This is a genomic window from Pseudoalteromonas sp. B62 (assembly GCF_037162565.1).
In the GTDB taxonomy this organism is placed as follows: Bacteria; Pseudomonadota; Gammaproteobacteria; order Enterobacterales; family Alteromonadaceae; genus Pseudoalteromonas; species Pseudoalteromonas fuliginea.
Genome location: NZ_JARLVB010000001.1, coordinates 47,480 through 71,652 on the forward strand (window position 1 = coordinate 47,480; position 24,173 = coordinate 71,652).

At 37.1% G+C, this 24,173-nt stretch carries 19 protein-coding genes and 2 pseudogenes; 8 read left to right on the forward strand and 13 right to left on the reverse strand.

Translation table 11 applies throughout. From position 1 onward, the window contains the following. Positions 1-32 precede the first annotated feature (32 nt). From P4S71_RS00080 to P4S71_RS00125, 10 genes and pseudogenes are all read right to left on the reverse strand, one after another. The gene (locus P4S71_RS00080) at positions 33-1,724 is read right to left on the reverse strand and encodes a cyclic peptide export ABC transporter (protein WP_008138112.1); all 1,692 of its coding nucleotides are present in this window, start codon (positions 1,722-1,724) and stop codon (positions 33-35) included. Between the two features lie 12 nt (positions 1,725-1,736). Then, the gene (locus tag P4S71_RS00085) at positions 1,737-2,108 is read right to left on the reverse strand and encodes a penicillin acylase family protein (protein WP_337149790.1); all 372 of its coding nucleotides are present in this window, start codon (positions 2,106-2,108) and stop codon (positions 1,737-1,739) included. Then, positions 2,024-2,275, reverse strand: coding sequence for a penicillin acylase family protein (locus P4S71_RS22980; protein ID WP_442961639.1), 252 nt, complete (start codon positions 2,273-2,275; stop codon positions 2,024-2,026). The genes P4S71_RS00085 and P4S71_RS22980 overlap by 85 nt, the downstream gene beginning before the upstream one ends. A 94-nt stretch (positions 2,276-2,369) precedes the next feature. Further along, positions 2,370-4,202 (reverse strand): penicillin acylase family protein, encoded by a 1,833-nt coding sequence (locus tag P4S71_RS00090; protein WP_337149791.1) that lies wholly within the window; start codon positions 4,200-4,202, stop codon positions 2,370-2,372. Positions 4,203-4,372: 170 nt separating this feature from the next. Continuing rightward, entirely contained in the window at positions 4,373-5,287 is a 915-nt protein-coding gene (locus P4S71_RS00095; protein ID WP_008138108.1) for a chlorinating enzyme, read from the reverse strand. Positions 5,288-5,346: 59 nt separating this feature from the next. After that, positions 5,347-5,586 (reverse strand): acyl carrier protein, encoded by a 240-nt coding sequence (locus tag P4S71_RS00100; RefSeq protein ID WP_008138106.1) that lies wholly within the window; start codon positions 5,584-5,586, stop codon positions 5,347-5,349. 27 nt (positions 5,587-5,613) lie between these two features. Continuing rightward, positions 5,614-7,052, reverse strand: a pseudogene (locus tag P4S71_RS22985) (amino acid adenylation domain-containing protein). A gap of 77 nt (positions 7,053-7,129) precedes the next feature. Further along, a complete protein-coding gene (locus P4S71_RS00115) occupies positions 7,130-7,318 on the reverse strand; it encodes a hypothetical protein (RefSeq protein ID WP_337149794.1) in 189 nt (62 codons plus the stop codon). A 76-nt stretch (positions 7,319-7,394) separates the two neighbouring features. Beyond that, positions 7,395-7,967 (reverse strand): alpha/beta fold hydrolase, encoded by a 573-nt coding sequence (locus P4S71_RS00120; protein WP_337149795.1) that lies wholly within the window; start codon positions 7,965-7,967, stop codon positions 7,395-7,397. A gap of 210 nt (positions 7,968-8,177) precedes the next feature. After that, positions 8,178-9,292, reverse strand: a pseudogene (locus P4S71_RS00125) (IS3 family transposase). 77 nt (positions 9,293-9,369) lie between these two features. Between P4S71_RS00125 and P4S71_RS00130 the strand changes: the two are divergent. Both P4S71_RS00130 and P4S71_RS00135 read left to right on the forward strand, forming a co-directional pair. Continuing rightward, a complete protein-coding gene (locus tag P4S71_RS00130; RefSeq protein WP_337149796.1) occupies positions 9,370-9,801 on the forward strand; it encodes a hypothetical protein in 432 nt (143 codons plus the stop codon). 94 nt (positions 9,802-9,895) lie between these two features. Then, positions 9,896-10,849, forward strand: a complete 954-nt coding sequence (locus P4S71_RS00135; RefSeq protein WP_337149797.1) for a hypothetical protein — start codon at positions 9,896-9,898, stop codon at positions 10,847-10,849. Positions 10,850-10,984: 135 nt separating this feature from the next. On the opposite strand, the gene P4S71_RS00140 is transcribed toward P4S71_RS00135, so the two are convergent. The 3 genes from P4S71_RS00140 to P4S71_RS00150 form a co-directional block, all read right to left on the reverse strand. Further along, positions 10,985-12,025 carry an IS481 family transposase gene (locus tag P4S71_RS00140; RefSeq protein WP_337149778.1) on the reverse strand — a complete coding sequence of 347 codons (1,041 nt, stop codon included), beginning with the start codon at positions 12,023-12,025 and terminating at the stop codon, positions 10,985-10,987. 380 nt (positions 12,026-12,405) lie between these two features. Continuing rightward, the gene (locus tag P4S71_RS00145) at positions 12,406-14,577 is read right to left on the reverse strand and encodes a S46 family peptidase (RefSeq protein WP_337149798.1); all 2,172 of its coding nucleotides are present in this window, start codon (positions 14,575-14,577) and stop codon (positions 12,406-12,408) included. Between the two features lie 310 nt (positions 14,578-14,887). Next, a complete protein-coding gene (locus P4S71_RS00150) occupies positions 14,888-16,675 on the reverse strand; it encodes a M61 family metallopeptidase (RefSeq protein WP_337121013.1) in 1,788 nt (595 codons plus the stop codon). A 204-nt stretch (positions 16,676-16,879) separates the two neighbouring features. Between P4S71_RS00150 and P4S71_RS00155 the strand changes: the two genes are divergently transcribed. From P4S71_RS00155 to P4S71_RS00180, 6 genes are all read left to right on the forward strand, one after another. Then, on the forward strand, positions 16,880-18,415 hold the full coding sequence (locus P4S71_RS00155) for a GGDEF domain-containing protein (protein ID WP_337149799.1): 1,536 nt from the start codon (positions 16,880-16,882) through the stop codon (positions 18,413-18,415). Positions 18,416-18,490: 75 nt separating this feature from the next. Then, positions 18,491-19,834 carry a nucleotide 5'-monophosphate nucleosidase PpnN gene (gene ppnN, locus P4S71_RS00160; RefSeq protein WP_337149800.1) on the forward strand — a complete coding sequence of 448 codons (1,344 nt, stop codon included), beginning with the start codon at positions 18,491-18,493 and terminating at the stop codon, positions 19,832-19,834. Between the two features lie 10 nt (positions 19,835-19,844). Then, complete coding sequence (gene xni / locus P4S71_RS00165; RefSeq protein WP_096794594.1) at positions 19,845-20,618, forward strand: flap endonuclease Xni; 774 nt, start codon at positions 19,845-19,847, stop codon at positions 20,616-20,618. A gap of 69 nt (positions 20,619-20,687) precedes the next feature. After that, positions 20,688-21,065: a DUF3192 domain-containing protein gene (locus tag P4S71_RS00170; RefSeq protein ID WP_007376313.1), complete on the forward strand. Its 378-nt coding sequence runs from the start codon at positions 20,688-20,690 to the stop codon at positions 21,063-21,065. 17 nt (positions 21,066-21,082) lie between these two features. Continuing rightward, positions 21,083-22,771: a hypothetical protein gene (locus P4S71_RS00175; protein ID WP_337149801.1), complete on the forward strand. Its 1,689-nt coding sequence runs from the start codon at positions 21,083-21,085 to the stop codon at positions 22,769-22,771. 387 nt (positions 22,772-23,158) lie between these two features. After that, positions 23,159-24,166 (forward strand): isocitrate dehydrogenase, encoded by a 1,008-nt coding sequence (locus P4S71_RS00180; RefSeq protein ID WP_007376316.1) that lies wholly within the window; start codon positions 23,159-23,161, stop codon positions 24,164-24,166. Positions 24,167-24,173: the final 7 nt, after the last annotated feature.

A 24,173-nucleotide genomic window follows, 5' to 3' on the forward strand; every position in this document is an offset into this window, starting at 1 on the left:
TCTGATGGTCCTTATTTGGCTATCGTTATGTATTAAGCCTTGCGGGCTGCATCTGTGCTAGATGGAACGTCAGATATTCTCTGTCCTCGTTCCATAATGATCATGTGGTCTGCAACATCAAAGAATCGGTCATCATGACTGACTACAACAACCGCTTTTCCCTTGCTTTTAAGCTCAGGCAATATCTCGTAATAGAAGATTTTTTTAAATTCAGGATCCTGATCGGCAGCCCATTCATCAAAGACGTAAATTTGCTTATCTTCAAGGAAAGAGACTAGCAAAGCCAACCGCTTTCTTTGCCCATCAGACAAACTAATGGTAGAAAAACAGCCATCTGAAAAACTCACAACATGATCAAGTTTCAGTGTCTTTAAATACTTTTCAACCTCTTCAGGAGCAGCATTTTTAGTGGTACCCAATAGGCGATCAAACAGATAAAAGTCAGTATAGATAGCTGTCACTTCATTTCGAAAGCTGCTTACCCAATCTCCGTCAACCAGCTGATTACCCATGAAAATTTCACCGGAATCAGCTAGGTAGTGTGAAGAAATCAATTTAGCTAACGTTGATTTACCCGACCCGTTGCCACCAACAACAAAAGTTATTTCACCTTTATTAATCTCAAAATCCAAGGGTCCAATGGAGAAGTTTTTGGTTTCGTTTCCTTCTTTTGCAGTGTACTGGTAGGTAATTGCATTGAAGCGCAATGTCTGCCAACTAGGCAACGGTTTTACTTCAGGGGAAATATTTTCAAGTGGCATTTCATCGAACAGTTTTTCAGCTTTGGTCAAAGACACGTTTGCCGTATTTAATTCAGGTATTGCCATCATGACAACGCTGATAGGACCAGTAATATACAAAAGTACCATTATAGAAGCGAATACTTCAGCTTGACTCACTGAATTAAAATTGAGGAATATAAACGCCATAAACCCGATGATAAAGAAACTCATCATGTCACCGTAATTAGTTGCACAGCGAACAAAGGTAACCACAACTTTATTTAACCCGCGGTATTCTTTTTCTACCTTTATCAATGTGTTTTCAAAGTAATCTTCACGTTTAGCATGACATAACTTGAGTTCTTTCACCCCATGGGTATTACCACGAATTCCCTCAAGCAACTCGTCAACTTTATCGCGAGTTCTAACTATAAATTTAATACCAAGTAAAATAGGGATCATAAAAGTTATGCTGCCGAATAGAATTGCGCCGCAAATAAACACGAAAATCTCTGTATTGACATACAATAGATAGCCCATCATACCAATGATGGTAACGATACTAATTAATAGCTCAGGCAGCATCATTGAACCCGCTACAATGGCTTTAACGTCAGAAGTAAACGAAGCCAACAAACGTGAAGAACCCACATTTTCAAGGTTGGATAAACGAGACTTAAAAATAACATTATAGTACTTCAGACGTAGTGCTGATGCAGTATCAATAGCAACATGTAACAAAGTTAATTGTGATAAAGTACGGGTGGCTAGTATTACCAAACAGGACACTAAAAACACCAAGCCAAATTTGGCATTACTCAATTCAAATCCCATAAAGTAGCTTGGTGTTTGCTGTGCTACCTCAAAACCTGTGTTATCCGTAAAACTGTTCAGTACAACAGGGATCAGGAATGCGTATCCAATTCCGGCCAAAGTACCTAACAGCAAAGAACAAAAGACCTTAAACGGTGCCGTGGCAATTAATATTCTAAAAATTTTCATTCTTATTTACCCCTAATCAGCCGTTTTGGGAACAACTAAATTCAACGTTTTCACTACTTCATTTTGTCCTGTAACCAGCAAGTGATAATCACCGTTGGCAAAAGTTTCTATAGAATCATCGTAATGGTCGCTTACTAAATTGCCTGACTGCCCAGTAGAGTTTTGATAGAAATAGTCTTGCTTATTGTCAGAAAACTGGATGATTTGTCTATAACTTGAACCGACCATTTGGTAATAGCCCTTGCCTTGTTTGAAACTAAATTCCGACATATTGATGCTATTTGGTGATCCTCCCTTAGCTATTTCACGCTCAAATATAATATCCAAACCTTTGATTGAACTAAATGGACGATGAACAAAAGCACATGGTGCACCGCCCCCCATGTCCAATCTGATATATCATCACCAAGCAGACCTTCTAGCTCTTCATAAGTTTCTTGTATTGCCTCAATTTGAATGTTTTCGCAACTTTCTTTTTCATTAGAACTTAAGCGGTCACACCAATTAACAGTTTCACTGTTTAGCAAATCGTTGATTTGCGTGATACTCATGTCATTAATAAAAGCCTGCTGAATTGATTTTAGGTTCTGCCTCCCCAGTAATCTTCAAACTCATCGTTCAATAAAAGAGGTCGCAAATGACGCATCAAGGTAAAAACACCGTAGTGCCAATACTTTCAGGCCCAGTACTACCATCCCAGTCACGCAAGATATTAAGCATTTGATTAACATGTTCATCTGAGGTTTTAAGGTTTATTAAGGTAGGTAATATAACCAGAACTTCTTCGTCAAACATATCCATTTGCATTGACTGTTGATCGGCAAGAGAAATCTTTTCTGATTTATCCAACTTAGCTTTAATCAAATTTTCAATTCTATTTGCCCGATGAGGACCAGCCCAATCACGGGATATAAAATGATCACCTCCATTAGACACAACTTTATTGTTTGCTGAGATGAGGTACCCTTGCGGTGGGTTAAAACTTTGTGGCATCTGATCGATTGGAATATAGCCTTGCCACGCATATTCCAGATCCCAACCTGGTACAGGAATACTACCCTGTCCTTTACCCCTAATTGGCACTCTTCCAGCGCCTAATTGACCAATATTTTGTTGAGCATCAACATAAAACATATTTACTACGGGCGTAATAAGCAAGTTCATAGCCTTATTGAAAGACACCCAATCATGCGCATAATTAAGTGCAAAAAAGGCTTCATATGAAGTGTCTTTTTCTTCGTTACCAGCCCAGCGCAATGATACTGGCTGTTTAAAAACATCAACCACATCAGAAATTATAGGGCCATATTCAGTTGACCTTACTTTAATTTTTAAAGGCTTCAGTGGTTCACGTAATATGGAAGGAAAATCAGCTTTAACGTTAATCGTTTCGATAGAAGTCTCAAAATCAATCCAGCTATCACCACGTCGATATTGATTATTATTTGCAAGGTTAATTTCTTCATAATACAAGTCCATGGTATCAGCCATCATGTTTGTACTACTCCAACCTATATTTGCATTTTTACCTTGCATGATTATAGGAAGACCTACCAAGCTTGCGCCAGTTACATCAAGTTTTTCGCCTTTTAGTGAAACCGTATACCAATACGATGGCAACTGTATAGCCAAATGAGGATCACTCGCTAAAGTAGCAAGGTCATTCTTGGTATGCTTACCTGAAAGTACCCATGCGTTGCTGCCAACATTCTTTCCACCAATGCCCCACTCATTTTGAAGCTGGGAGTTCAACGTATTTAATGCAGTCAGGCTATCTGTAGCTAATTTTGATGCATTAACTGTGGACTTAGTTTCTTGAACCTCCTCGTTAGTCATTAATAACTGTGCTTTTTCAGCACTAAGTAATTTGGAAATAACAAGGCGTTGAATATCTTTTTGAAAGTTACCAGCCAGTCCTAAACCGAACATTTTATACCAGGCTAGTGAATGAGATGGATGCCAGCGTTGAGGTTGAATACCCATTATAGAAAACTCAACAGGCAAGCTTTGAGCACTGTCTAACCAACTGTTGATCCCCGCAGAATATGCCTCCAAAGAATTTTGAGCCGGCCTTCCTAGTGAGTCCCAAGCCTCATTTGTATTTTTAGAAATACCCATGGTACGCATATAAATATCAAGATTAACCGCATCTTTACCAAAAATTTCACTAAGCGTTCCTGTAGCCATTCGACGCTGTAATTCCAATTGCCATAATCTGTCCTGAGCATGAATAACACCCATCGCAAAGAATGCATCATTATCATATTGAGCAATAATGTGTTTAACACCTTGAGCATCTGTCTCAATTTGAACAGGAGCCTGTATACCAGCAACTGATATATTTCCAGATATTGTAGGCTTTGTGTTTAATAAGTAAGAATATCCATTACCTAGTATAAAAATCACAGGGACAACAATCAGGCCGATGAATAAAAAAAGTATCGGTGAATTTTTATAAGCCAGTTTAAAAACTTCCATAGTATCAAACCCTTAAATGTTATTTAAAATAGTTTAACTATCGTTTTGACAAACCAGAACTATCAAAATTACACCTTGATACCAGTCTGGTATTTTTATTATTTTGCCCACCCTTTCCCTAACGACTTTAAATAAAAGAGATTGGCAACAACAGCTTTTAGCTATCAACCTTATGCTGTAAAGGGATTACCTTTAAGGTTTTGCGATACAACTCGGTTGCTTTGCTCTTTGTTTTCTCCTGCTACAAGAACAACACCATATTTGTCGAGAGAAACCTTGCTGCCGTATTCATCAATAGAATCGGAATCTGGGTAAATTTTCACTGATGAAGGCACATAGCGGGCAGTAACCGCTAAGCGAGTTTGATTTTTAGTAATATTAGGCAAAGATGAGTGCATCAGCGTTGACCAAAATATGACAAATTGTCCTGCTTTCATTTCTAAAGAAACAGCTTTTGACTCATCAGGAATAAAGGCCTTGTCTTTTTGCAGATTGCGATAATCGTAACCAAAAAAACCTCGCTTAACACCATCCTTTTCCATACTATTAACTGTTTCTGGTGAATACTTCATTTCAAGTGTTTCATCGTATACCATTTCTTCATGTGTACCCGGTATGAAACGTAGGCAACCATTTTCTTCTGTAACATCTGTTAACGCAGTCCACACAGTAACTGCGCCACCAAAGTCACCTTCCATCGGCCAAACGACTTGTGGTTTTCCCGAGGCATGAGCAAAAGTGTCGGCCTGATGCCAATCAGTTCCTTCATCTCCAGGATATTTTGGAAACATTTCACTGCGCCAGCAAATTAAATCTGGACCTAGAATACTTGCTATTTTATCTGTAATTTCTGGACGAACTACATGTTGACTAAGCTCATCAACATCGAGGTGACGATCATAACCAGAAATAACACTAGTATTATCAAGATCATAAGCTGCATTTGTACGATCGAATAACGCAGCCCGTATTTTTTTATATTTAGTAAGAATTTCTTCCCTTTCATACAAATCAAAAGGACCTGCAAAACCCTTATCTCTGAATGACTTAAGTTCTTCAGAGGTTAAACTATACGAATTATTCATAATTATTATTTCAATCCATATTATTATTAGTTGAATATTAACTTACGTTATTGATAAAATTAGGCACTAGCCGAAGCTGACAAATATGAAGCTACCCATCCTTTTAACGTTGGGTTCTCCATTAATTTAGACGTTGGCACTTCAATATTTAGTGCATCTTCAATTTGAATTTGTAAATCAACAACTGTCAAAGAAGATGCTCCTATATCGAAGAAATCTTGCTCCTGTGAAATACCATCAAAAATTGGTTTTTCTTTAAAAATGCCTTTTATAACTTCATTTATTTTTATTTCACCCATTATTATTTCTCCTTATTACTGGTTTAATTACATTCTTATAGATTTATTGTGAAAAGCTTTTTTATCAATTTTTCCATTTTTACTGATGGGTAAATTTGAACTAAAATTAATTACATCGGGGATCATATAATTGGCTAATTTAGTAGAAAGAGAACTTTTCACTCCTCTAACAGTCCATTCAGTATCTTCACCCACTTGCAAATATGCAGTTAATAGTTGTTCACCAACACCATGTTCTTCTAATAAAACTATCGCATCATTGACATGTTCCAAAGTTAAAATACTACTTTGAATTATTTCTAATGAAACTCGATAACCTCGTATTTTTATTTGATTATCTTTTCTACCTACAAATTCAAATTCTTCGTCCAAATTTTTTCGTACTAAATCTCCGGTACGATAAAGTAAGCCTTTATCAATACTTGGTTCTTTGAAAAAATTTATACTTTTAGAATTTAAATAACCTATTGCAATACCAAGGCCAGACGTAACTAACTCACCGACTTCACCATCAGCAACTTTTTCTAAATTACCGTCAAGTAAATAGACTTGGGTTCCAGTAATAGCCCTACCGATTGGCACAACATCATTCGGTCTATTTAAAACAGTCATACGGTGGCAACACGTAAAAGTGGTATTTTCAGTAGGCCCATACCCATTTATTACAGTAATTTCTGGATATGCATCTAAAACCGTATTAATAAGTTTTGAAGAAAGAACATCTCCTCCTGCTAATAACGTTTTAATTGGAGAAAGAGCAGAGATATAACGGCTTGCGATAAGATGAAATAACGCAGCTGTCAGCCAGAGAATAGTGACGTTATTGTCTTTTATTTCACGGGAAAATAGCTTAGGGTCAAGAATTGAGCCTGAATAGAGTACTAAAGTTGCTCCTGTACATAGCGCCCCCATATTTCAAAGGTTGAAGCATCAAAGGACAATGGTGCAAATTGAAAAATGTTATCTGTTGACTTAATTTCAATATAATTTGTATTTTTCACAAGACGAACAACGGCTCGATGAGGAATAACAACACCTTTTGGTTCACCTGTAGAGCCTGAAGTGAACATGACATAACATTTGTCATCCAATGCATTTTCACTCAAACAAGTTGACGTTAAATCAATGCCGTCGGATTGAGATAAGTCATCCATTAGAGTAATATCATTCAAATAGATAGCAGTCCGCTTATTATCAAGTAACTCACTACATTCGCCATTTGAAATAACTAACTTTACATTGGCTGTGTCTAAGTTTTTAATACTAGTGGATATAGGGGTATTATGATCAACAGGTAGATATGATGCACCACATTTTAAAATAGCCAGCATTGCTACAATCACTTCCAACGATCGAGTCATTGACAAGCCAATAACATCTCCTTGCTGCGCCCCACAAGACAATATATGTTTAGCAAAAATATTTGCCTTTATATTGAGTTGATCATAGCTTAGCTGTTTTTTCAAACTTAACCGCGGTATTATTTGGACTTATCTTTGATTGTTTTTCTACAAGTTCATGTACTAATAAAGCATCTTCACTTTTATACAACATTTGATAATTCCATACTTAAATAACTAGAAATATATTCTAAAGTTGTTGAGTTTTGGCGAATTAACCCATAATGGTCCCCTAAAGGATCTATATATAACTGTGAACCTTTGATTACTTTATGAATTTTAATGGCACTACTCTCATTGGTTTGCTGATCTTTTTCTCCACCAATAATCAATGTTTTCGTATTTATTGAACTCGCTAGTTTCTCAAAGTTGGTATCACGATATGATAAGTAATTAATTGCGTACCGATTAAAAAAATGTGGTTGTGAAAAGGGTAAATTTACGCCAGAAGGTATTTCTGACCTTGTAGGATTTTTTAGGCTGGAGCCGATTAAGAATAAATTCGGCTTTACTTCTATCAATCGCAGCAATTGGTAGTAAGTTATCAATATCTATTCCGTACTGAGTAACACAATCACGATCATTTAATAGGACAAATTCTCCATTAACGAGAATTAAATAACTGAACCTATTTGGATTTTGATTTGCAGCGGCTAGTGCAATCCCAGCGCCAGAACAATAACCAACTAATATAGTATCCTCAATATTTTTGTGATTTAGTACAACCATTAAGTCTTTAACATGATTTTCGACAGTGAGTTCACCGTCTATTACCTGTAGGGAAGAAGAATCGAGTATCAACCGACTTTCATAAGTAATAATATTAAATTGGTTATGAAAATAATCAAAGAATGAGTTAGCTACATCTAATTTAAGTCCAAATGGTAATATCAGACAAATCCAAGGAACATCCTCAGAATAAAAAGATATACGATAATCAAGAGAAATTTTATTATTTTTAACAGAAGAATATTTTGACAACTTAAATCCCTATAAGTATTAGATGAAGTTCTTATCCGTGAAGCCTTGGTTTATTACATTTTCTTAACACCTTATTTATATTATTCATTCATAAAAGAATGTCAACCAATAAAATATCTTAGAGTTTTATTTCTCATCACTTGCAGCGTAAATAGATGAATGAGCGAATTTATACATAAAAGTCACATTGACGTGGTAATCCCCCCATTTTTAATGGAGGCTATTTGTAGAATTTCCGTTGTTTAACTTTTCCAGTTTTTGTATGGGTGTTATGCCACCTATGCCCATGTTAGGGCGTTCATTATTATAAGTCCATAACCAATCGGTTGCTTTATCTTGTAACTCACTAATATCACTGTAGATATAATGACTTAGCCAGTCATACCTAACCGTGCGATTAAACCGCTCTACATAAGCATTTTGTTGCGGGTTACCTGGTTGAATAAATTGTAATTCAATATTATTATTTAACGCCCACTCTGCTAATTTATGGCTAATATATTCAGGCCCATTGTCACACCTGATAGCTTTTGGCTTACCACGCCATTCTATAATTTGATTGAGTAAGCGGATAACACGCTCAGCGGGGAGTGATAAGTCAGCATCTATTGTGAGTCCTTCGCGATTGAAATCATCAATCACATTGAACAAGCGACACCCTCTGCCATCAGATAATTGGTCGTGCATGAAATCCATTGACCAACATTCGTTAATGGTCTCAGGGACAGCCAATGGTTCAGGCTTCTTCCTTGTTAGACGTTTTCTAGGCTTTATTCGCAGATTCAACTCAAGCTCACGGTAAATACGATAAACGCGCTTATGATTTCATGTGTAGCCTTTAACATTGCGTAAATATAAAAAACATAAACCGAATCCCCAATTACGCTGACATTGGCTTAAATCCAATAGCAACGCTGCAATTTTCTCATTTTCATCAGACAGTTTTAGCGTATAGCGATAGCATGTTTCATTTATCATAAAAGTACGACAGGCTAGGGCAATACTTATTTTATTTGTGCTAACGACTTCATGAGCCAAGACTTTGCGCTCAGAAGCCTTTACCATTTTTTTGCCATTGCCTCCTGAATGACCTCAGATTTTAGCCGCTCTTCAGCATACATTTTCTTTAAACGGCGATTTTCATCTTCAAGCTCTTTCATTCGTGTCATTAAAGACGCATCCATGCCGCCGTATTTTGCGCGCCATTTATGAAAGGTTGAGTTGCCCATACCATGTTCACGGCATAGCTCAGGAATAGGCACGCCGCTTTCTGCTTGTTTTAAAATGGCGAGGATCTGACTGTCTGTAAAATGTGCTTTTTTCATAATTTTCCCCTGTGTTTACAATAAGAGAAAACTCTACGTTTGGCATCTATTATTTTTCGGGAGGATTACCGATTGTTTTGGAAGAGTTTAATGGCAGTGAGACAAAGCCGTATGTGAATACCGTTGAAGATGCGGTATCGATTGCAAATGAATCTGCAATGTCTGTGATTCATCAGCCAATGTTTCTTTCTGCATGGAAAGACGCAGTATCTTTATATCCTAAGTATTTTGTCATACCTCAAAAAGGCATCGATCAAGTAGAAAATTGGCGTGAATTAGCTCCAAACTGGGATGAGAAAAGTAATTTAGGCAACTTAAAACCTAATTCTAGATGGACGCTACTCGCGATCTGGAGCTTGGTGGATGCAAAAAAAGTACGAAGTATTCTCAAAGAATTGGGACGCGATGCGTCGCAACAGGGTCTGGACCTAATGAGTTTTCAATGGCTTGCAAAGTCTACAGCTACAAACCGTAGAGACATACTAACTAGACTTTTTGCATATTACTAAAAACGTCTAACAAGCAATGTTTCGTTCCTCAACAAATTATAGCCCACTATTTTAGTCCGCTTATGTGAGCGTTATATTCACAAGGAGTTTTGAATTGGCAATAGATGTTGCTTTTAGCATTCAGGCAAATGATTATTTAGACCCTGATCGAGCATATGATCTTTACTGGTCTGGCGTTATCACAGATAAGAAGAAGTTTCTTTGTCCAGGAACTGATTGCACGGCGCAAGTAACCTGCGCAAACTTGGATGAAGATCTTCTAGATATGAAGGTCGTCCCGCACTATCGAATCTACGGAGAGCATTCTAAAGACTGTGAAGTTTTTGATAATAAGCCTCTCAATCTTCAATATGAAGATGGCACATCTGTAAAGGAAGAAAAGCGGACTGTAGATGAATCTATTGTAGATACCTTTCTTCTAGAGCGACCAGATTCTTATTATGATGAAGCTCGATCTGACCGTGGAGCTAATAATCAAGTTTTTAAAAAGCCCGAGTTTGTCCGCAGATCAAAAGACACGAGACTAAGAGAAACAGGAAGTATCGGGAATATATACTCTGTTCGGTCTGTTGTTGGAAGATATATCAGATATAGAAACGATGGCTCCATTAAGCAGCGTAGAGTAAACATATTAGGCAAAGACATATATTACCGAAGTATATTTAAATGTATATGGGAGCAAGACTTGAATGAGCTTCTAAGCTATCCTGTAATTTACTATGGATGGGCATTTATAAATAGGCTTCCATCGGGCGCTGGATATCAGATTAAATTTAAGAAGAAATTCAAGAGAGGCGATGATGAATATACGAGCACGATAATGATCGCCGATCGTTTGATTGAAAGCTATAAAATAAAAAAGTTAGTTGCAACAAGGCTTGAAAAGATAAATGCACAAGATAAGCCAACAGCGTTTGTATTTGTGTATGGTGAACCCAGTGAGAACATATCACAGGCGGGTAACAAATATGCCAACTTCTCAATAAAAAACCTAGACATGATAGACATTAATTATGATTGTCCGTTGCCAAAAGAATATAACAAGTAAAGCCAGCCGACGCATAAATGAGAGCGAATGGGTCAAACTTTGACTTCACACATTAAAAACCTTCATTGTCTGCTAATGTGTACTAGCTCAGACTTGATCTGACAGTTACCCATTTTTCTAATGGTGACTGTTAGTTTAGATTTGAGCTAAATTCTTTTCTGCCCAAACCGTTTTTCCATCCAGTAATGTTTCAAGTGGTGTTCGACCGCAACATACTTTTCCTTGATGAGTCCGATCATTGTTGTAGTAATCCATCCATTCGTCCAGATCTTTTTGTAGTTTTTCCATTGAATCGTACAACTTTTTGCGGAATGTGATTTGATAGAACTCGTTCAAAATCGTCTTATGGAAACGCTCACAGATACCATTTGTTTGCGGGGACATTGCTTTCGTTTTTGTATGGTCGATGTCGTTAATTGCCAAATATAGCTGATAATCATGATGCTCAACTCGCCCGCAATACTCAGTTCCTCGGTCAGTTAATATTCTAAGCATAGGCAATTTGTGACCTTCGAAATAAGGCAATACTTTATCATTGAGCATGTCAGCCGCTGTAATTGGCGTTTTCGTTGTGTAGAGCTTCGCAAAGGCGACTTTACTGTAGGTATCCACAAAGGTTTGTTGATAGATACGACCAACACCTTTAAGGTTACCAACATAAAATGTGTCTTGTGAGCCAAGATAACCGGGATGCGCTGTTTCAATTTCACCACAGGCTTCATCGTCATGTTTTTTCTTTTCTAGCGCAGCAACTTGAGCGTCAGATAAAATAATGCCTTCATTAGCGACTTTGTTTTCCAATGCTTTCAATCGTTTTTTGAAGTTTTCTAAATCGTGACGCAACCAGATTGAACGAACACCACTACCTGAGACAAACACGCCTAACTTACGAAGCTCATTGCTGGTTCTATGTTGACCGTGAGCAGGATAGTCAACTGCATAGTTAATGACGGCTTGCTCTGTTTCTTCGTCAACGCGATTCTTTATATTTGGTGTACGGCGGTTCTTTTCGATTAATGCATCAATACCACCTTCATTAACGAGTTCTTGATAACGATAAAATGTATCTCGTGATACGCCCATGACTTTACAGGCTCTTGATACATTGCCTAGTTCTTCGGCAAGGTTAAGTAAACCAGCTTTGTGTTTTATGATTGGATTGTTAGTATGCAACATGAGAGTTACCTTTTTGTTTGTTTTGATTTAAAGATTCGACACCTTTATCAAAACGGGTAACTCTCACTTTTTCAAGTTGAATTGTCAGATCTTGTCTGAACTAATACAGCTAATGGCTGTGAGTTCGGCCACTCGACAACATAAAATGTTGTTTATAATTGGCAAGGTATTTTACTGTGTCGGATGGCGTGGCTTCGCCACTTATCCGACCTACGTCAAAATGTAAGTTGGTTAAGCCGAAGGCGCCACCCAACAAAGCTTCAGATTCACGCCTTGAAGGTCAGCAGCTGGCAATTAGTAGCCATAAATAAACGAATCAAACATCAACAAAAAAGGCGCTTCCTTTACGGTAAGCGCCCTTCTCTAATCTCACTAATTACTTATTTTACGATTGTCATTTCGTCTAACAAGTTTTGTGCATTATCTACTTTATCCATTACCCACAGCATGTAGCGCGAATCAACGTGGATTGAGCGATTAAGCTCAGGGTTGTAATCCCAATCACCAATAATACTTTCGTAAACACCGTCAAACAGTAAACCAACAAGCTCTGCTTTGCCGTTAAGTGTTGGCGAACCTGAGTTACCACCGGTAGTGTCTACATTTGATAAAAAGTTAACGGGTACTGTATTCATGCCACCTGTGTAATCACCGTAAAGCTTGGCTTTAATTTGCTCTTGTAACTTTTTAGGTGCATTAAATGGGTCAACATCGGTGTTTTTAGCAAGTAATCCTTCAAGCGAGGTAAACGGTGTTGCTACCAAGCCGTCTTGAGGTGAGTAGCCGCCTACGGTGCCATAGGTAACACGGAGTGTGCTGTTGGCATCGGCGTATACAGGTTTGTTTTTAGCTTTGTTAAACGCAATGATTGCGCTCATTAGCTCTGGGCGAGCTGCTTGTAATTTACCTGCAAGTGCTTTTGATTTATCTTCCTGTGCTTTCATTACTTTAAATATTGCTTTAGCGTACTGCACAAATGGGTCTTGGCTTTGATTTAGCTGGCTAAACGATTGTTCAAATAATGAATTGCGAACAGTTGCATTATCAAGTCTTGACTGTTCATACATGCTATCAAGTAACGCGCTTTGGGTTGCTTTATCAAACCCATTTTGTACTTTAAATACGTTATCAACCTCGCTAAAACGCTCTTCTTTTGGAAGTGCTGCATACAATTCTAAAAAGTGCAGTAAAATAGCTTTGTCTACTTTGCTATCATAACGGCGCGTCATGCGCTCAAGCCCTGCTTTAATGCGAGGTAAGTCACGCTCTTGATAACCCGATTCACGTTCGCTATTTGGCTTTTGCTTTTCGTAACCTAAGCGGTATAAACGTCGTGCTGTGCTGATCATCTGTGAGCGGTGCACATAACCTAACATACGATCGCGTTCACTGTGCTCTTGTGATTGCGCAATTAGCTCTGATAGCTCACCTAGTACACTTCCGTATTGCTCTTTACGTGTACTATCGCTATTGATCCAATTAGTTAGTTCTTGTTCAAACTGTTTTTTACGCTCAAACATAGTACCTTTTTTAAAGCTTTCGATCATCGAACCATAATTTTTAATGTAGTTGTTGTAACCTGCTATGGTGCTTTCGTAAGCAATACGCGCTTTACTGCCGTCTTCTGAGTTTTCTTCAATAAGCGACACGTATTTTGAGTTATGAACGCGTGCTTTAGGGTAGCTGTCGTTAAATACGTTATCTACCTCTGTTGCTATACGGTAGCGGTTAGTGCGCCCAGGGTAGCCTGTAACCATTACAAAGTCGCCTTCTTGCACGCCTTTAGCACTTACTTTTAGGTAAGAGTCTGGTACGTAAGGTACGTTGTCTTCGCTGTACTCTGCTGGTTTTCCATCTTTGCCTACATAAGCGCGGTAAAAACCAAAGTCGCCTGTGTGGCGCGGCCACATCCAATTATCTATATCGCCGCCGTATTTACCTACGCCCATTGCCGGTGCATAAGTTAAGCGTACGTCTTTAATTTCAAGTGACTTAATTAGGTAAAACTCTAAACCACCATGAAACGAATACACGTTACAACGATAGCTTTCGTCGGCTTCACACTGGGCTACTAGCGCTTTTTCATTTTTTTCGAGTGCGTCGTAGCGTGCTTTTGCTGTTAACTCGTTAGTACCTTTAATTACTTCATCTGTTACGTTGGTAACCGTTTTTGTTACATAGACGCGTGAGCCCGGTGCTGCAGGTAAATCTTCTGTAGGACTTTTAGCTAAAAAGCCATTTTCTAAAATATTGTTTTCAGGTGTTGAGTTGTATTGTACCGAGCCATAAACACAGTGATGGTTTGACACAACTAAACCCTTAGGCGATACAAACGATGCTGTACAGCCACCTAGGCTAATTACCGCATTCATTGGGAATTCGGTTAATTTAGAAATAGATTCAACATCAATTTCAAGCCCTTTGGCTTTTAAAATTGATTCTAACTCTGGAAGTTGGTGTGGTTGCCACATGCCTTCGTCGGCTATGGCACTACTTGAAAGTGATAAAGAAAATGTGGCTACTAATGTAGCTACAAGAGGTTTTAAACGCATTATAGAATCCTTTTTATTGTTTGTTCGATAGTAACCGATTTACTTATTAAATAATTGAGCCATTACTAAGAATGATAAATGACAAAGTAAAGGGAGCACACACTCCCTTACTTTAAATGAATGTATTTAAACTAGATTTAATACCAATCTGCTTATATATTAAGTCTATTTAACGTTAAGAAAATCACGCTAGAACTAGGCAAAAATTTTTGTATCTAGTTGTTCTAAATAAAAAATTTTTAACGACGTTATAGTGAAATTTAATTCGTTAAATTGTTCAAGTATTTATGCAGGTTGGTATAAATCACTTTTAGTCTTTTTTTACATCTGCAGGGTGTTCTACACCGATCCACGCTTTAAATAGGGCTTTTTGTTCAAGCGTAGCGTCTTTATTAGCAACTACTTTTTTAGGTTTATCAAAATCTTCTGATAATACTAATGTTAAGCTATCAAGAGCATCGCGACGAATATAGTCAACGGTTACTTTCTCGCCTGCTTTAAATGTTTCTAGGCTCGTTTTTAAATCTTTACCTACATGATGCTTATTTATAGCAACAATTTTATCATCGGTAGTTAAACCCGCTTCCCATGCACTTCCGCCACGACGAACGTAACTTAGTGTTAGTAACTCACCGGTATTTTTAGCGGTGGCGTCAATACTCGCAAGCGCTTTTGCTTTCTCTGGTCGTTCATATTTTAAGCCCACTTTAGCAAGTAACTCATCAAAGTTGATACTTGCAGGCGATTCTACATTTTTTTGCCACCAGCTTGAGTAATCACGCCCTGTTAAATCTTTTAAAATGTTAAGCACATCTACGTCTGTAAACCCTGCTGGCATTTTATGATTGTTATAAAGTGCTTTGTGCACATCGCGGTAGCTTATTTTACCTTGGCTTTTTTCTAGTAAGTCGATATCTAAAGCAAGTGAAAGTAACGAACCTTCTGAATATATATTGGTGCTGTAGTTACGTGCGTGATCGCCACCTTGATTAATCCATTTATCAAAACTTGTTTCACTTGCGCTTTGCACTTCACGGCCCGGTGTTTGTAAATGACGGTTGATTGTTTTACTCATTACTTTAAAAAATTCATCTGTTGTTTGAATGCCTGAGCGCACTAATAAATGATCTTCAAAGTAACTTGTTGAACCTTCTGCGATCCAAAGTAGTTTAGAGTAATTCATATTCGTGTAATCGTACGGCACTAAACCCTGTGGGCGGTATGCTTTTACATTCCATGTATGAATAAATTCGTGTGCGGCTGTGCTTATAAAACCTAAGTAATCTTCTCGGCTACCAAATCGATCGCGTGGGCGTTGTATAATAGTAGAGTTTAAATGCTCAGTTGCACCACCCGCTCCCGACGTTGCATGTACCATAAATACATAACGTTCATACGGATAGCCATCCCAAATTACATTACCTGTCGCTACTAGCTTTTTCAGATCTGTAAGCATTAAATCTACATCGTAGTTACCATCGCCCCATACAACTAAGTCATATTCGCGGTCATCTACTTCAAATGTGTGTAATTGATTTATACCTGTTTCGATTGGCGAATCAACAAGCACATCGTAGTTAGCTGCTTTGAATGAATTTTTACCCTCTAAATTATCCATACCTGATACAGAACGCCATTTTTTAGGTATATCTAAATTGACTGTTACTGGCTCTTGACGAAACGACTCGCTAAACATAAAAAAGCCTGATGCATCAATAAATGCATGGCTGTCGTCAATATGACGGGCGCGTTTGCCTAGTTCATTTGCATACACTTGATAATCAACATTAACTTCTGTTGGCTTATTAAGATGTACACGCCATGTACTATGGTCAATTTTTTCCCACGTTAACTCTTTGCCATCTTCATCTTTTGCATTGAAGTAACGTACGCCATTGGCTAAGTTTAAAATTTCGTATCGCCCGGTACGCCAAGCAGGAAGTTTTACATCGATATGAGATTGTGCTGATTTTGGAAATTCAACACTTACATTACCCAAATGATGCTGTGGTTCAGATATTTTTAATTCGTAATTTACATCAGCAAAAGCTGAAGTAGAACATGCAGCTACAATCGATAAAGCTAATAACTTTTTCATAAAAACTCTTAATAGAAACTTAATTATTAGCTAGATTAACAAGCTCGGATTTAAATGTGAATTAAATACGATAAAGAGTCTTGTACATGAGTTTATACGCATTAGCTTACTAAAATTACTAAGTTTTTAGTTAGATAACTACACATAACAAAAATTTGTTGTAAACTGAAGATAATATAACTAATACGATGGCGGTAAGCTTAGGTGTCTGATAAATCTAACGCTACAGATAGGAAACTAAAACAAGCAATTAACGCCCGAATGGCTGTTGAAGACGCGCGTAAATATCAGGTGGACACTCTTTCTGATTTCTCAGCTAAATTATCATTGAGTTGTAAAGGACTTGATACTGAATTAGATAATAGGCTTGCTAAGTTCAGGGCTGCACTCATTAAAGGTGTCAGCTTTGAAGATCTATCGCCATTGATAAGTGAAACAATTGTTTTATTAAAAAACCAAGAATCAGTACAACTCTCCCAACAACGAGATTTGTATAGCAGCGTACAGAATGCTGGTAAACAACTGCAAAAAACAAAAGGGTTACCAGAGGATACACGTAGAACACTTCGCCATTTATTAGATCACGAAATTAATCAAGTGCACTCTACCCATGATTTTATACCTTTACTTGACCAACTAATTTCTTTTTATCATCAAACATTAAGTCTCAAACTAGAAGCTGCGTCTGACGATAAATGTACTGCAACACCTGAGCTTGCACAAAAATTACTAAAATTAGCTAACGAATTAGTGTTGGAAGACGAAGCAACTGAAGAAATTAAATACATAAAAAATTGTATTACAGAAAGCGACACGTTAGATGCACTGTTAAAGGCTTCTATTAATATAATTAGTGTTATTGTAAAGAATATTAATAAAGAGCGTAAATCGGCACAAAGCTTTTTATCTTCTTTAAACCAAACACTTGAAGATTTACATCATTCAATTGTATCAACAAGTAAACACTCAAAATCGATGGAAGTTGAGTTTGATATTTTGAATAAAAGCATTGAAAGTAAAATTAAAAATCTTAATGTGCAAACTCAAAATGCAACTTCTATATCATCTTTAAAAGAGTTGGTTGATAACGAATTAAAATCGCTTAGTGAAGACTTTATTGCAAAAGAAAAACTTGAACGCACTGACAGAGAAATGCTGGTTTCTAGCTTTGATGAAATTAATGGTCGTATTGGTACCCTTGAAAGCAAACTAACAAAATATAAAAAACGCTTAAACGAACAACGTTTTAAAAGTCTATTGGATAGTTTAACAAAACTGCCTAATCGTGCTGCATTCGATGAACGTTACAACCATGAAATACACCTATTTAATGTTCAGTCATCGGATGTCACTCTTGCGGTGATTGATGTTGACCATTTTAAATCCATTAATGATAGATTTGGTCATACTGCTGGGGATATAACACTACAAGTTATAGCCAAAGCACTACAAAAATCTGTTAGAAAATCAGATTTTATTGCCCGTTATGGCGGTGAAGAGTTTGTTTTACTTATGCCTAGTACTTCGCTCATAAATGCTACGGCCCCTCTTGATAAACTGAGGAAGATAATTAAAAGTATTCCTTTTAAATTTAAAGATAAACAAATTGAAATAACTATTTCTCTAGGTGTTACTCAGTTAAAGAAAGGCGATACACCTATAATCGCTTTTGACCGAGCAGATGATGCTCTTTATGAAGCGAAAAATACAGGTCGGGATCGTCTTTGTATAAGTAAATAATGTCATATTTTTTATTTTAAATAAAAGATATCACGAAGTGGTAATTTACATAAAAGAATAGCAAGGAGAACGCCGATGCTAATACAATTAAACCCAACTGGGGTTTTAGATTTATTGTCACAACTAGAAGTTGATTTATTAGAGCAATCATCCACTAGCGAGCGCTATAAACTATTTAGAAATTGTGCACTTGCTGTGCTAAACGTGGGGAGTCATACGGACGCCAGCAACGAAATTTATGATAAATATCAAGATTTTGATATACGCCTATTGAGCCGTGAACGCGGGATTAAAATTGAGCTTGAAAATCCACCCTTAACTGCTTTTGTAGATGGTGAGATTATCACCGGTATTCACGAACATATTTTCTCTGTTATCCGCGATATTTTATTTATATGTCAAAAATACGAAAAAAATCTTAAAGAACAAAAAGCCATTACTCATATGGTGTTTGACATGCTAAGAAATGCCGATGCATTGCGCGTAAATAGCGAACCTAGCATGGTAGTTTGTTGGGGCGGACATTCTATTAATGAAGTTGAATACAAATATACTAAGCAAGTGGGATACGAATTAGGCTTACGCGGTTTAAATATTTGCACAGGTTGTGGACCTGGCGCAATGAAAGGCCCTATGAAAGGAGCCACCATTGGCCACGCGAAACAACGCATTAAAGATAATCGTTACTTAGGCTTGACTGAACCAAGTATTATTGCTGCTGAACCACCGAACCCAATTGTAAATGAGCTGGTAATTTTACCTGATATAGAAAAGCGTTTAGAGGCATTTATACGCACCGCTCACGCTATAATTATTTTTCCTGGTGGAGCTGGCACCGCAGAAGAGCTTTTGTATTTATTAGGTATATTGTTACATCCTGACAACGCCAAACAATGCATGCCTGTGATTTTAACGGGCCCAAAAGAAAGCGAAGCTTATTTTAAAGAACTGTGCGAATTTGTTGAAATGACATTAGGTAAAGAAGCGCTCAACAAATTTGAAGTAATTATTGATGACCCTAAATTAGTTGGACAAACATTAAAGTTAGCAATGACTGATGTACGCAATTATCGTAAAAGCGAAGGTGATGCGTATTACTTTAACTGGACGCTAAAGATTGATAACGATTTTCAGCAACCTTTTGCACCAACCCATGAAAATATGGCTGGTCTTGATTTACACCTTAATCAACCGAAACAGTTATTAGCAGCTAATTTACGACGAGCATTTTCAGGAATTGTTGCCGGCAATGTAAAAGACGAAGGTATAAAAGCGATTAAACAAAATGGCCGTTATATTTTAAGCGGTGAGCCCGCTTTGATGAAAGATATGGATAAACTGCTTCAGGCATTTGTTGACCAAGGACGTATGAAACTCCCTGGTAGTAAGTACACTCCATGTTATGAAATAAAAGCATGAGTTTTATAATTTGAAACCACATTTACTTCTTATAGATGCGCTTAATCTAATTAGGCGCATTTACGCGGTTGACGTAAACCAAAAACACCACAGTGATGATCAAATGATCGAAGCATGTTGTGCTAGAGTAGCTCATGCATGCAAAAAACTACTTAACACTACCAACGCCACCCATGCTATTGCTGTGTTTGATGGTGACAGAAGTTGGCGTTACCATTTCTATAAAAATTACAAACATTCACGCTCGCCAATGCCACAAATTTTGAAGGATGCATTAATACATTTCAAAACAGCCATTGAAGAAACAGGTATTGTAGTATTTGAACCTATTAATGACGAAGCTGACGACATTATTACCACTCTTGCGTGTAAAGCTGCAACGAATAATGTAAGCAACACAATTGTATCTACTGACAAAGGTTTCTTACCTCATTTAGGTCAATACATAACTATTTATGATTACTTTAAAAAGCAATACCTTGATGAGCACAGTATAAAAGAACGTTTTGGAGTTCAACAAAGTAGGTTAGTAGACTTTTGGGCACTCGCTGGTGATAAAACCAATGATATTCCAGGCGTAAAAGGCATAGGGATAAAGTCGGCTCAACAACTTATTAATAATTATAATACTGTTGAGCAAGCGCTAGAAGATAAATTACTAAGCCCAAGTATTCATAAAAAGCTAGAAGCAAATATGGATATGTATGTAATCTCAAAACAACTGGTTAGTTTACGCACGGATATAAACTTGGGTTTTAGTTTAAAGCAATTAAGGCTTAGTTAGTCGCATGTTTATAGCGTGTGCTAATTACAATACGTATACTATTATTAGATTCTGTGACCAGAGTAAATAATGTTGAAAAAGTTTTTTAGGTATTTAATTCTAGGTTTAGGGCTATATGCGCTAATAGCAACATTGGTGATCACTTTCTATAAAGATGACCCCCAAGCGATGATTTGGCAAGACCGCGAAGCATTTAATAAACGTTATATCGAAAAGCTTTCACTAGAGCAGCCTACTACTATTAATAGTGTACTTGACTACTTAGGCAGCCCAGATCTTACTTTTGCAAAACGCAATAGTGATGAAGTACTTCAAATCATTTTTTATCGCACGCAACATAAAACGTCCGATGGCATAACAACCATAGATGAATGTACCGGACTGTTATTTAAAAATGGTCAACTTATTTTGTGGGGGCCTAGTGCTTATAAAAAATATCAGGATTAAAACTAGGTGAAGGCATAATGAATGAGCCTATTTCTGTCAAACTAAACCAATTACTTGAAAATACAAAACTATTTTTAACTTTATATAATGTAAAAAAACAATGGCAGACAGTCTACCCTGCAGTATGTAAACTTTCTGAGCAATACAGAGAATTATATGAGCAATACCCTGTAGCTTTACAAGCTAGGTGTGCTGTATTTAACCCTAAATATAGTTATTCTGTTAATTTGGTTATCAATCAATGTGTTTTAACCGCTGCTTTGTGTAAAAGCCAGCAATACAATAATCAGCTTAGTGAATTATATATCTGTGCTGCACTTGTTGATCACTTATGTGTGGGTGAGCAACTAAACAAGCTTTCCAAACAATTAAAGTTTAGTGATAGTGATAAAAAAATATGGCAACTACGCCACCAGCTCACCGCTAAAATAATCTTAACTGGTGGTGATTCAGCAAAACCAATAACGCAAGTTCTTGCAAAACTAAGTAAGTACAAGCAAGCATTAGTCACTACACCAAAAATAATGCTTTATGATGGTGGCATTACGCTTGTTGCTATCGCTAATATAATTGCAATGAACATTACTTATAGCCCTTCTAAACAACATATTAGTCTTTTTAAAGCTCTCGGCGATTTATATATACGTACACCTAACCTATTTGCGCAACAGCTAATAAAATTTTTAATCGCACATATAGGCCCATTATTACCGGGTAGCCGAGTTATATATAATGATCAATTAATGGTGTATTTGGCCAGCGACAATCAGCAGCGTCATATACTAATAAACGTCGAGAATAAAAATAAAATAGCGTGGTATAGAGTCAAGGCATTGCTAAACAGCAACGCTATCCAGTGGCAATCAAATGATTCACGTATCCAAATTAGTGTATGGGACAGTGAGCATATAACTTCCACTGCCAATATACTAAATAATGGGTCGCTAGCTTTGATAGAGTTAATTAGTCGTCTTAAGTTGCAGCATGAATACAGCTACAAAGCGTTAAGCCAAATTATGGCGCCTTATCCTAATGTAATAGAAAATCTATGTGAGGCTGTAAAACCTTATAATAATGAACATCAAGCGGCTAAAAATTTGAAACATAGTCTATCTATGGTTGGTTATTTTAATGCCCCTGCAATTATTCAGCGAGTTATATTTGAGCAACTGGTTAAGGTAACTCCTCACCCTTTACAACAATTTGTTTTAACGCGACTAGAGTGCATAGTAGAAATTATTGCTCTATTGGTTAGTAAAAATAAAATGATTCAATTTGAACATATCGCACTTCCTCTTTATGGCTATGCTTATTTTTTATTAACACAATGCAGTACACATATATCTAGAAAAATAATGATTGATGAAACACCTAACACCACATTGAATACGCCTATTAGTGCCTTTTTTGGTGTTAGTTCATTAGACACTGAGCAGCTAAAAGCACAACTTACATTACTATTAAGTGATAACCCTTGGGCAATCGCATTATTGGAAGCTGAACATCTTCCAAAAAAGCAGCTCAACGAACGCAGTAAACTATGGGTAGCAATAAAGGCGCTTACACAAACCGTATTTAAACCGCAGCTAAAGCTAAGCACTTGGCAACAGCAAATATTAGATCAGCAATTAACTACTCAAAAATGGGAAAACCATCACTTATTTAATGAACAGCTCCAAGAGCTTGCCTTATCTAATACTATTTAATACCAATCCGTAATAATACTTAATCAATTTGAGGGATTAAACCTGACGCTAACTGCGTTTAATCTACTTGCAATAAGCAAGCTAATGACGCGCAAATTCGCCTTTTTTCATTGAAAATCTCTGGCTAGAAAAATAATTTTAAATATCATTATGGTTCAATATGTTAGTAAATATCTTGTTCTGTGTTCAGGTTATTTAGTCTTTTTATTTCCATTATAAATACAATTTATACCCAGTATTTGTAGTATAAACTAGCAAAATGGGCGATAAGTTGGTATAAATGCGCCCTTACAATTTTCAATCCCATTCACATAAATGACCTAACAAGCTGTTACTCTCTCAGAGTAATAATTTATGTGCAAATCAAAATCTTTAAAGGAAAAGTCAATGGCCAAACAAACCATCACAGTGATCAAAGGCGACGGCATCGGTCCGAGCATTATCGACTCAGCACTTGAAATATTAAAAGCCGCAGGTTGCGACTTTGATTATGAATTTGTTGATGCAGGCCTTGCAGCACTTGAAAAAACAGGTGAGTTACTTCCGCAAGAAACGGTTGATACCATTGCTAGAAATAAAATCACATTAAAAGGTCCTTTAACTACGCCTGTAGGTGAAGGTTTTACGTCTATTAACGTAACGCTTCGTAAGCAATTTGGTTTATACGCTAACGTACGCCCAGTTAAATCATTTGTTGGTACTAAAGCGCGTTACGACGATATTGATATCATTACTATTCGTGAAAACACCCAAGGTATGTACTCAGGTGCTGGCCAAGTAGTAAGTGAAGACGGTAATGAAGCACAAGCAAAATCGATAATTACGCGTGAAGGCGCAGAAAAAATCGTAACTTTTGCATACGAGCTAGCGGTACGCGAAGGTCGTAAAAAAGTAACTGCCGTTCATAAAGCTAACATTTTAAAATCAACATCTGGTTTGTTTTTAAAAGTAGCACGTGAAGTAGCAGAGCGTTACCCACAAATTGAATCAAATGAAATGATTGTCGATGCAACATGTATGAAGCTGGTAATGACACCTGAAGAGTTTGACGTAATTGTTACGACTAACTTATTTGGTGATATTTTATCTGACCTTTGTGCTGGTTTAGTTGGCGGTTTAGGTATGGCACCTGGTGCTAACATTGGTGAAGACGCAGCAATTTTTGAAGCTGTACATGGTAGCGCGCCTGATATTGCAGGCAAAAATCTAGCTAACCCAACATCTGTAATTTTAGCATCTATTCAAATGCTTGAGCATTTAAATATGGGCGATACAGCAGAGCGTATTCGTAGTGCTGTTGCTGATGTAATTAAATCAGGCGACCGTACAACTCGCGATTTAGGTGGCAGCCACGGTACCACTGATTTCACTCAATCAGTAATTGACCGTTTATAATTAATAT

Coding starts and splice junctions, on each gene's coding strand:
- P4S71_RS00085 (WP_337149790.1), bottom strand. CDS start 2,108: ATGGGGGGCGGTGCACCATGTGCTTTTGTTCATCGTCCATTTAGTTCA.
- P4S71_RS00180 (WP_007376316.1), top strand. CDS start 23,159: ATGGCCAAACAAACCATCACAGTGATCAAAGGCGACGGCATCGGTCCG.
- P4S71_RS22980 (WP_442961639.1), bottom strand. CDS start 2,275: ATGAGTATCACGCAAATCAACGATTTGCTAAACAGTGAAACTGTTAAT.
- P4S71_RS00095 (WP_008138108.1), bottom strand. CDS start 5,287: ATGAATAATTCGTATAGTTTAACCTCTGAAGAACTTAAGTCATTCAGA.
- P4S71_RS00090 (WP_337149791.1), bottom strand. CDS start 4,202: ATGGAAGTTTTTAAACTGGCTTATAAAAATTCACCGATACTTTTTTTA.
- P4S71_RS00175 (WP_337149801.1), top strand. CDS start 21,083: ATGAATGAGCCTATTTCTGTCAAACTAAACCAATTACTTGAAAATACA.
- ppnN (WP_337149800.1), top strand. CDS start 18,491: ATGCTAATACAATTAAACCCAACTGGGGTTTTAGATTTATTGTCACAA.
- P4S71_RS00100 (WP_008138106.1), bottom strand. CDS start 5,586: ATGGGTGAAATAAAAATAAATGAAGTTATAAAAGGCATTTTTAAAGAA.
- P4S71_RS00080 (WP_008138112.1), bottom strand. CDS start 1,724: ATGAAAATTTTTAGAATATTAATTGCCACGGCACCGTTTAAGGTCTTT.
- P4S71_RS00140 (WP_337149778.1), bottom strand. CDS start 12,025: ATGTTGCATACTAACAATCCAATCATAAAACACAAAGCTGGTTTACTT.
- P4S71_RS00150 (WP_337121013.1), bottom strand. CDS start 16,675: ATGAAAAAGTTATTAGCTTTATCGATTGTAGCTGCATGTTCTACTTCA.
- P4S71_RS00145 (WP_337149798.1), bottom strand. CDS start 14,577: ATGCGTTTAAAACCTCTTGTAGCTACATTAGTAGCCACATTTTCTTTA.
- P4S71_RS00170 (WP_007376313.1), top strand. CDS start 20,688: ATGTTGAAAAAGTTTTTTAGGTATTTAATTCTAGGTTTAGGGCTATAT.